Annotated in this window: 10 protein-coding genes, 2 tRNA genes and 1 rRNA gene; 4 read left to right on the plus strand and 9 right to left on the minus strand. The window is 48.5% G+C overall.

Going from position 1 to position 8,580, the window contains the following annotated elements:
* The 3 genes from BFF42_RS05925 to dnaQ all read right to left on the minus strand — a co-directional run.
* Positions 1-159 (minus strand): IS1 family transposase (locus BFF42_RS05925; RefSeq protein WP_032277379.1); only part of this gene is annotated, 159 nt, incomplete at its 3' end.
* A 194-nt stretch (positions 160-353) separates the two neighbouring features.
* Positions 354-430: transfer RNA gene (locus tag BFF42_RS05930), tRNA-Asp, on the minus strand.
* Between the two features lie 132 nt (positions 431-562).
* Positions 563-1,294 (minus strand): DNA polymerase III subunit epsilon, encoded by a 732-nt coding sequence (dnaQ, locus tag BFF42_RS05935; RefSeq protein ID WP_001297205.1) that lies wholly within the window; start codon positions 1,292-1,294, stop codon positions 563-565.
* 64 nt (positions 1,295-1,358) lie between these two features.
* Between dnaQ and rnhA the strand changes: the two genes are divergently transcribed.
* Positions 1,359-1,826, plus strand: coding sequence for a ribonuclease HI (rnhA, locus tag BFF42_RS05940; RefSeq protein WP_000917883.1), 468 nt, complete (start codon positions 1,359-1,361; stop codon positions 1,824-1,826).
* Here the strand turns inward: rnhA and BFF42_RS05945 are convergent.
* Positions 1,823-2,545 (minus strand): class I SAM-dependent methyltransferase, encoded by a 723-nt coding sequence (locus BFF42_RS05945; protein WP_001297210.1) that lies wholly within the window; start codon positions 2,543-2,545, stop codon positions 1,823-1,825. The genes rnhA and BFF42_RS05945 overlap by 4 nt on opposite strands.
* 33 nt (positions 2,546-2,578) lie before the next feature.
* On the opposite strand from BFF42_RS05945, the gene gloB reads away from it, so the two are divergent.
* Together gloB and mltD are read left to right on the plus strand one after the other, a co-directional pair.
* On the plus strand, positions 2,579-3,334 hold the full coding sequence (gene gloB / locus BFF42_RS05950; protein WP_001052720.1) for a hydroxyacylglutathione hydrolase: 756 nt from the start codon (positions 2,579-2,581) through the stop codon (positions 3,332-3,334).
* Positions 3,335-3,405: 71 nt separating this feature from the next.
* Positions 3,406-4,764, plus strand: a complete 1,359-nt coding sequence (mltD, locus tag BFF42_RS05955) for a murein transglycosylase D (RefSeq protein ID WP_039060008.1) — start codon at positions 3,406-3,408, stop codon at positions 4,762-4,764.
* A 48-nt stretch (positions 4,765-4,812) separates the two neighbouring features.
* Here mltD and BFF42_RS05960 read toward each other — a convergent pair whose 3' ends face one another.
* Positions 4,813-5,436 carry a class I SAM-dependent methyltransferase gene (locus BFF42_RS05960; protein WP_000016005.1) on the minus strand — a complete coding sequence of 208 codons (624 nt, stop codon included), beginning with the start codon at positions 5,434-5,436 and terminating at the stop codon, positions 4,813-4,815.
* Positions 5,437-5,439: 3 nt separating this feature from the next.
* Positions 5,440-6,240: an endonuclease/exonuclease/phosphatase family protein gene (locus BFF42_RS05965; RefSeq protein ID WP_001230983.1), complete on the minus strand. Its 801-nt coding sequence runs from the start codon at positions 6,238-6,240 to the stop codon at positions 5,440-5,442.
* A 240-nt stretch (positions 6,241-6,480) separates the two neighbouring features.
* Here BFF42_RS05965 and yafC point away from each other — a divergent pair, with 240 nt between their 5' ends.
* Complete coding sequence (gene yafC, locus BFF42_RS05970; RefSeq protein ID WP_000648553.1) at positions 6,481-7,395, plus strand: DNA-binding transcriptional regulator YafC; 915 nt, start codon at positions 6,481-6,483, stop codon at positions 7,393-7,395.
* Here yafC and dkgB read toward each other — a convergent pair.
* From dkgB to rrf, 3 genes are all read right to left on the minus strand, one after another.
* On the minus strand, positions 7,392-8,195 hold the full coding sequence (dkgB, locus tag BFF42_RS05975) for a 2,5-didehydrogluconate reductase DkgB (RefSeq protein WP_000997060.1): 804 nt from the start codon (positions 8,193-8,195) through the stop codon (positions 7,392-7,394). The genes yafC and dkgB overlap by 4 nt on opposite strands.
* 163 nt (positions 8,196-8,358) lie before the next feature.
* Positions 8,359-8,435: transfer RNA gene (locus BFF42_RS05980), tRNA-Asp, on the minus strand.
* Between the two features lie 54 nt (positions 8,436-8,489).
* Positions 8,490-8,580: ribosomal RNA gene (gene rrf / locus BFF42_RS05985) — 5S ribosomal RNA — on the minus strand; the annotation flags it as partial.

Consider the following 8,580-nt stretch of genomic DNA (forward strand, 5'->3'; position numbering starts at 1 on the left):
GTGCGTACCGGGCTGAGAGGCGGTGTAAGTGAACTGTAGTTGCCATGTTTTACGGCAATGAGAGCAGAGATAGCGCTGATGTCCGGCAGTGCTTTTGCCGTTACGCACCACGCCTTCAGTAGCGGAGCAGGAAGGACATCTGATGGAAATGGAAGCCACGCAAGCACCTTAAAATCACCATCATACACTAAATCAGTAAGTTGGCAGCATTACCGATATGGTCTACCATATGTGATTAACACATTTACAGCATAACAAAACCATAGACCGAAGAAATAGCGAGATTTAAATGCAAAAAAAACCGCAGAATTAAAAATCTTGCGGTTCTCTGAACTCATTTTCATGAGTGAATTTGGCGGAACGGACGGGACTCGAACCCGCGCCCCCCTGCGTGACAGGCAGGTATTCTAACCGACTGAACTACCGCTCCGCGTTGTGTTCCGTTGGTAACGAGGCGAATATTACGGATTGCCTCACCCTTCGTCAACGGTTTTTCTCATCTTTTGAATCGTTTGCTGCAAAAATCGCCCAAGCCGCTATTTTTAGCGCCTTTTACAGGTATTTATGCCCGCCAGAGGCAGCTTCCGCCCTTCTTCTCCACCAGATCAAGACGGGCTTCATGAGCTGCAAGCTCTTCATCTGTCGCAAAAACAACGCGTAACTTACTTGCCTGACGTACAATGCGCTGAATTGTTGCTTCACCTTGTTGCTGCTGTGTCTCTCCTTCCATCGCAAAAGCCATCGACGTTTGACCACCGGTCATCGCCAGATAAACTTCCGCAAGGATCTGTGCATCGAGTAATGCCCCGTGTAGCGTTCGTTTACTGTTATCTATTTCGTAGCGGGCACATAACGCATCGAGGCTGTTGCGCTTACCAGGAAACATTTTCCTCGCCACCGCAAGGCTATCGGTGACCTTACAGAAGGTATTGGTCTTCGGAATATCGCGCTTAAGCAACGAAAACTCGTAGTCCATAAAGCCGATATCGAACGCTGCGTTATGGATCACCAACTCCGCGCCGCGGATATAGTCCATGAACTCATCGGCTACTTCGGCAAACGTGGGCTTATCGAGCAAAAATTCATCGGCAATACCATGTACGCCAAAGGCTTCCGGATCCACCAGCCGATCGGGTTTGAGATAAACATGGAAGTTATTGCCCGTCAGGCGACGGTTCACCACTTCAACGGCACCAATCTCAATGATCTTGTGGCCTTCATAGTGCGCACCAATCTGGTTCATACCGGTGGTTTCGGTATCGAGAACGATCTGGCGTGTAATTGCAGTGCTCATAGCGGTCATTTATGTCAGACTTATCGTTTTACAGTTCGATTCAATTACAGGAAGTCTACCAGAGATGCTTAAACAGGTAGAAATTTTCACCGATGGTTCGTGTCTGGGCAATCCAGGACCTGGGGGTTACGGCGCTATTTTACGCTATCGCGGACGCGAGAAAACCTTTAGCGCAGGCTACACCCGCACCACCAACAACCGTATGGAGTTGATGGCCGCTATTGTCGCGCTGGAGGCGTTAAAAGAACATTGCGAAGTCATTTTGAGTACCGACAGCCAGTATGTCCGCCAGGGTATCACCCAGTGGATCCATAACTGGAAAAAACGTGGCTGGAAAACCGCAGACAAAAAACCAGTAAAAAATGTCGATCTCTGGCAACGTCTTGATGCTGCCCTAGGGCAACATCAAATCAAATGGGAATGGGTTAAAGGCCATGCCGGACACCCGGAAAACGAACGCTGTGATGAACTGGCTCGTGCTGCGGCAATGAATCCCACACTGGAAGATACGGGCTACCAAGTCGAAGTTTAAGCTTGTGGTTTACGACATTGCCGGGTGGCTCCAACCGCTTGGCGAATTCGTGGCTTGTTTTTACTCTGTTTCATCGGGTTTAGCGTTAAAGGAATAGTCCGTTTCCGGGCAACAATAAGTTGTAAGCAACCAAGCGCAGGAATATGCGCATTCAATAGTTTTCCTCCGTGTTTGTTCCACGGGAGAACGTGGAAACGGCTGGCGTGCAGCACTTCAAAATTCAACAAAGAGAGCCAGTCCAGTTGCCGCATCAGAGTAAACATCCGGCTGTTATAGGGCGAGGTTTTTCGCAATACCGGCACAAGTTTGCGTAATCCCATTAAACTAATGGGATTGAAGCCACTAATCACCAGCCAGCCATCATCAATCAATACCCGATCGGTTTCACGCAATAAACGATGCGGATCGGTGCACCACGGCAATGTATGTGCCAGTAGACAAACATCAACGGATTTATCGGCAAAAGGAAGATGAAGTGGATCCGCCTGCACCTGGACGGGCATTCCTTGCGCAGAAACATTCACTTGATGAGAAACCGCGCACGCTTCGCAATTGATTTCTGCGCTTAAATTGCCAATCTTAAGCAGATGAAAACCATACATTTTAGTGAACCACGGGTTGAGCTGGCGCTCCAGCGCCTTGCGATAAAGCTCTCCCCAGGGCAAATCGCCCCAGCGATCAGGAGCCACGACAGTTTGAGGGACTCTTGCCGGTTTCATCACAACCTTCCGTTTCACACTAAGAGGTAATCTATGAATCTTAACAGTATTCCCGCCTTTGATGACAATTACATCTGGGTTTTGAATGATGAAGCAGGTCGCTGCCTGATTGTCGATCCCGGAGACGCAGAGCCAGTATTAAACGCCATTGCCGCCAATAACTGGCAACCGGAGGCCATATTTCTCACCCACCATCATCACGATCACGTTGGCGGCGTAAAAGAACTGGTGGAAAAGTTTCCGCAAATTGTGGTGTATGGTCCACAAGAGACACAAGATAAGGGAACAACACAGGTAGTCAAAGATGGCGAAACTGCCTTCGTTTTGGGGCATGAATTTAGTGTAATTGCCACACCGGGTCACACTTTAGGACATATCTGTTACTTCAGTAAACCTTATCTATTTTGCGGCGACACGCTGTTTTCTGGTGGGTGTGGTAGGTTGTTTGAAGGGACAGCATCACAAATGTATCAATCACTTAATAAGTTAAGTGCGTTACCTGACGATACATTGGTATGTTGTGCTCATGAATATACGTTATCAAATATGAAGTTTGCTTTGAGTATTCTTCCGCACGATTTGTCCATAAATGATTATTATCGTAAAGTTAAGGAGTTACGGGCAAAAAATCAAATAACACTACCCGTAATTCTGAAAAATGAGCGGCAAATTAATGTTTTTTTAAGAACGGAAGATATTGATTTAATTAATGTAATTAATGAAGAAACATTATTGCAACAACCTGAAGAGCGTTTTGCATGGTTAAGGTCAAAGAAAGATAGGTTCTGATAAAACTTTCTTGTCATCGGCTCCGTTCGCCGTTATGATCGGTCGTCTTTTAAGCAACTATTGACACACACATGAAGGCAAAAGCGATATTACTCGCCTCTGTCCTGCTCGTGGGTTGCCAGAGTACCGGCAACGTTCAACAGCACGCACAGAGCCTTTCTGCAGCTGGTCAAGGGGAAGCAGCAAAGTTTACAAGTCAGGCACGATGGATGGACGATGGGACGTCTATCGCGCCAGATGGTGACTTGTGGGCTTTCATTGGCGACGAGCTAAAGATGGGAATTCCGGAAAATGACCGGATTCGCGAACAGAAACAGAAATATTTACGCAATAAGAGCTATCTCCACGATGTAACTTTACGGGCAGAGCCGTATATGTACTGGATAGCAGGGCAAGTTAAAAAACGTAACATGCCTATGGAACTGGTACTACTACCCATAGTGGAGAGCGCTTTTGATCCTCACGCAACGTCTGGCGCCAATGCCGCAGGCATCTGGCAGATCATTCCGAGCACGGGGCGCAATTATGGTTTGAAACAGACCCGCAATTATGACGCGCGTCGCGATGTTGTTGCTTCAACAACTGCCGCGCTGAACATGATGCAGCGTCTGAACAAGATGTTTGACGGCGACTGGCTTCTGACCGTAGCGGCTTATAACAGCGGCGAAGGTCGGGTCATGAAGGCAATTAAAACGAACAAAGCGCGTGGGAAATCCACGGACTTCTGGTCGTTACCGTTGCCGCAGGAAACGAAGCAGTACGTGCCTAAAATGCTGGCATTGAGTGATATTCTCAAAAACAGCAAGCGTTATGGCGTACGTCTGCCAACGACCGATGAAAGCCGTGCTCTGGCGCGTGTGCACCTGAGCAGCCCGGTTGAAATGGCGAAGGTTGCAGATATGGCGGGGATTTCCGTCAGCAAGCTGAAGACATTCAACGCTGGCGTAAAAGGCTCCACGCTGGGCGCAAGTGGCCCGCAGTACGTGATGGTGCCAAAGAAGCATGCAGTTCAACTGCGTGATTCTCTCGCTTCAGGCGAAATTGCTGCTGTACAGTCGACGCTGGTTGCCGACAATACGCCGCTTAACAGCCGTGTTTACACCGTACGCTCTGGCGACACGCTTTCAAGCATCGCTTCACGTCTCGGCGTAAGCACCAAAGATTTGCAGCAGTGGAACAAACTGCGCGGATCTAAGCTGAAGCCAGGCCAAAGTTTGACGATTGGTGCAGGCAGTAGCGCACAGCGGTTGGCAAACAACAGCGATAGCATTACGTATCGTGTGCGCAAAGGCGATTCGCTTTCAAGCATTGCTAAACGCCACGGCGTGAACATCAAAGATGTGATGCGCTGGAACAGCGACACTGCGAATCTGCAACCAGGCGATAAGCTGACGTTGTTTGTGAAAAACAACAACATGCCAGATTCCTGACAAACCAGATAATAAAAAAGGCACCGATTCCCCCGGTGCCTTTTTTATTTATGCCGCTTTATGTGCTTCTACCATGATGATATCACTGGTGAAAGAGCCATCAGTCTGCAAGGAAAAATACGTTCTCACCTCTGTCGATGCGCTCTGTTGGTAAATGCGAATAGCGTCTACTAACGCTTCTGGCGTACGCATTCTCACGACCCATGAAGAAAATTCCAGCGGTAACTTATCTGTAATTAAATTATCAACTATCAGATTGGCTTCATTGATTAACGTCAACCACGCACCGCTGGCGTAGTTTCGTACGTGAGAGGTATCGCGTAATGCTTCTACCGCCTGTAACCAGATGTCGCGCACTGGGTGACCCGGAGACATTACATCCATCACAATCAGCCTACCGCCAGGTTTCAATATCCTATTCACTTCTCGCAGTGCTGCACCAACATCATGCCAGTGATGGGCAGAATAACGGCTGATAACAATATCAAATGCGTTATCGGCAAATGGCAGACTTGCGGCATATCCCTGGCGGGTGGTGATATTTTTCAGTTGCCGGGCTTCGGCAGCTTGTGCCACGACATCCAGCATGTGGGCCGATAAGTCATACGCCACCACCGCGCTCACGTTTTGCGCAGCGCCAAACGTTGGTCTGCCCTGTGGCAGACCTGACATACCTTATTTATCAGGCTTGCCGGGACTGAATTCAACGAGTAGCGGATTGTGATCGGAAGCGCGCGTAACCAGTACAGAAGCTTCACTGACGTTCAGACCACGGTAGAAAACAAAATCGAGCGGGCGACCAAACGCCCGACGGCGCTGATCATCGGTAAAACGCACCTGGCGCAGCGACATTTCCCGCGCAAAGCGATATAACGCGTTCATCCTTCTACGGCTCCAGGCATTGAAATCTCCCGCCATAATGACCGGGCCGCTGTGGTGAGCTATCTGATCACCAATAGGAAGTAACTGCTTACTATAGACATCCACGCCCAGACTGAAGTTGACGGCGTGTATATTAACCACCATCAACAGGCGGGTGTCAGGTAATGGATAGACCGTCACCAGTGCCGACTTCGCCAGACGCAAAATGGGTTCTCGTTCACGTAACGGGCAGCAATACACTGGATGTGCCGCCGAAAGGGTCATTACGCCAGAAGGATGTTGTGGCAGCACGAAAGCGGGTACCTGATCGGCGGCAAGATAGTTAGCGGTCGCAAACTGTACTAACTCTGGCGTTGTCTGCGCTTCCTGCAATAACACCAGATGTGCATCTTTGCCGTAGTTCTTTAATACCGACAACCATTCAGCGCGTTGCTGTTTGTATATGTTCCACACCAGGATCCGAATACGCTCTTCGGTACTTAACGGTTCCCCAGGTGGTAATGCCTGGCCGATGCTCGCAAAAGACCCCGGCGGTAAGATCCTTTCCGCAGGTTGTCCGGCAACATAGCGCATGGCATAGGTGTTTTTTCGCACTTTTGACTTTGAAACCTCTATTACGTCAACCCTTCCGCACTCGGGAGGGTTCTACTATTATAGGGATTTTAGCTCACTCTTTCAACGAGCAATTGTATATTGTTATGTAAGCAAGTGCTTACACCGGTCAGAATTTTGCTCATTATGGAGAACATTAAATCGCATGACATATCACGCATCCTGATGGTTTAATGACAAATAAATTCAAAATATCTCTTCTATTTTGCAACAGGAGCAAAAATGAAAGCCACGTCGGAAGAACTCGCCATTTTTGTTTCGGTCGTCGAAAGCGGCAGCTTTAGCCGGGCAGCGGAACAATTAGGGCAAGCAAACTCAGCGGTAAGCCGGGCGGTGAAAAAGCTGGAGATGAAACTTGGCGTTAGCCTGCTTAATCGGACCACGCGACAACTTAGCCTGACGGAAGAAGGCGAGCGTTATTTTCGTCGCGTACAGTCAATTTTGCAGGAGATGGCAGCGGCAGAATCAGAAATTATGGAGACGCGTAATACACCGCGTGGACTGTTACGGATCGATGCCGCAACTCCAGTGGTGCTGCACTTTCTGATGCCGTTAATTAAGCCTTTCCGTGAACGCTATCCGGAAATCACTTTGTCGCTAGTCTCCTCCGAAACGATTATTAATTTGATCGAAAGAAAAGTGGATGTCGCGATACGCGCTGGTACGTTAACGGATTCCAGCTTACGTGCTAGGCCGTTATTTAACAGTTATCGAAAAATTATCGCCTCCCCCGATTATATTTCCCGCTACGGGAAGCCAGAAACGATCGACGATTTAAAGCAACATGTTTGCCTGGGATTCACTGAACCCGCTTCCCTCAATACCTGGCCGATAGCCTGTAGTGATGGACAATTACATGAGGTGAAATACGGTTTGTCATCCAATAGTGGGGAAACACTGAAACAGCTTTGCCTGAGTGGCAACGGGATTGCGTGTTTGTCCGACTACATGATCGACAGAGAAATCGCTCGCGGAGAATTGGTGGAGTTAATGGCAGATAAAGTGTTGCCAGTGGAAATGCCATTCAGTGCCGTCTATTACAGCGACCGTGCGGTAAGTACGCGCATCCGGGCTTTTATCGATTTCCTTAGCGAGCATGTAAAAACAGCTCCCGGAGGAGCTGTCAGAGAGGCTTAATCCCATTCAGGAGCCAGACCTTCCGGGCTAACCAGGCGGTCGTTGCAATCCAGTGCGGCGATCGCTTTTTTATCTTCGGCATCAAGCTGTAAATTTTGTGCCTTAAGATTACTTTCCAGGTTTTTACGTTTAGTAGAAGAAGGAATTACTGAGTAACCTTCCCCCATAGCCCACGCCAGAATCACTTGTGCCGGAGTCGCATTGTGTTTAGCTGCGATACGAGCAATAACCTCATCTTTCAGGGCCTTACCATACGCCAGCGTCATATAGGAGGTAATATGGATGCCGTGCTGTTTAGCCCAGGCAACCACTTTACGGTTTTGCAGATAAGGAGAGAGTTCAATCTGGTTAGTAGCGATGTTTTCAGCGCCAACAGCAGCAATCGCCTTTTCCATCAATGGGATCGTGAAGTTGGAAATACCGATCTCACGCGTCAGCCCTTGTTTTTTGGCTTCCAGCAGCGCCTGCATAAACTCTTCAACAGAGACTTCATCGTTTGGTGACGGCCAGTGGATTAGCGTCAGATCAACATAATCGGTACGCAATTTTTGCAGGCTCTCTTTCAGACTTGGGATCAATTTGTCTTTGCTGAGATTTTCAATCCAGATTTTAGTGGTGATGTAGAGTTCATGACGTGACACGCCACTTTCTGCAATCGCCTGACCTACTGCGGCTTCGTTATCATAGATTTGTGCGGTATCAATTGCGCGATAACCAAGTTCAAGCGCCGTTTTCACAGATGAAATAACAACGTCGTCTTTCAGACGGAAAGTACCTAAACCAAATGCAGGGATAGCCATAATATGCCTCTTTTAATGCTATTTTCGTTAACTGAGGTGATTATGGGCTTCAGACTGTTGAGGAAAAAAAAGCGTAAAATGCAGAGGATTTTTGCGATTCTGGCAATAATAGATATACAGACGAAAAAAAACCTCGAGCGTTAACTCGAGGCTTCTTAATAAGTGGCGGAACGGACGGGACTCGAACCCGCGACCCCCTGCGTGACAGGCAGGTATTCTAACCGACTGAACTACCGCTCCACCGAATTCTTTTACAACCACCGGTTTTATGACCGGCTTACTGCTTAATTTGATGCCTGGCAGTTCCCTACTCTCGCATGGGGAGACCCCACACTACCATCGGCGCTACGGCGTTTCACTTCTGAGTTCGGCATGGGGTCAGGTG

It is taken from the genome of Shigella sp. FC1661, from assembly GCF_001712525.1.
GTDB classification, from domain to species: domain Bacteria; phylum Pseudomonadota; class Gammaproteobacteria; order Enterobacterales; family Enterobacteriaceae; genus Escherichia; species Escherichia coli.

Coding starts and splice junctions, on each gene's coding strand:
- dkgB (WP_000997060.1), bottom strand. CDS start 8,195: ATGGCTATCCCTGCATTTGGTTTAGGTACTTTCCGTCTGAAAGACGAC.
- gloB (WP_001052720.1), top strand. CDS start 2,579: ATGAATCTTAACAGTATTCCCGCCTTTGATGACAATTACATCTGGGTT.
- BFF42_RS05945 (WP_001297210.1), bottom strand. CDS start 2,545: ATGAAACCGGCAAGAGTCCCTCAAACTGTCGTGGCTCCTGATCGCTGG.
- mltD (WP_039060008.1), top strand. CDS start 3,406: ATGAAGGCAAAAGCGATATTACTCGCCTCTGTCCTGCTCGTGGGTTGC.
- rnhA (WP_000917883.1), top strand. CDS start 1,359: ATGCTTAAACAGGTAGAAATTTTCACCGATGGTTCGTGTCTGGGCAAT.
- yafC (WP_000648553.1), top strand. CDS start 6,481: ATGAAAGCCACGTCGGAAGAACTCGCCATTTTTGTTTCGGTCGTCGAA.
- BFF42_RS05960 (WP_000016005.1), bottom strand. CDS start 5,436: ATGTCAGGTCTGCCACAGGGCAGACCAACGTTTGGCGCTGCGCAAAAC.
- dnaQ (WP_001297205.1), bottom strand. CDS start 1,294: ATGAGCACTGCAATTACACGCCAGATCGTTCTCGATACCGAAACCACC.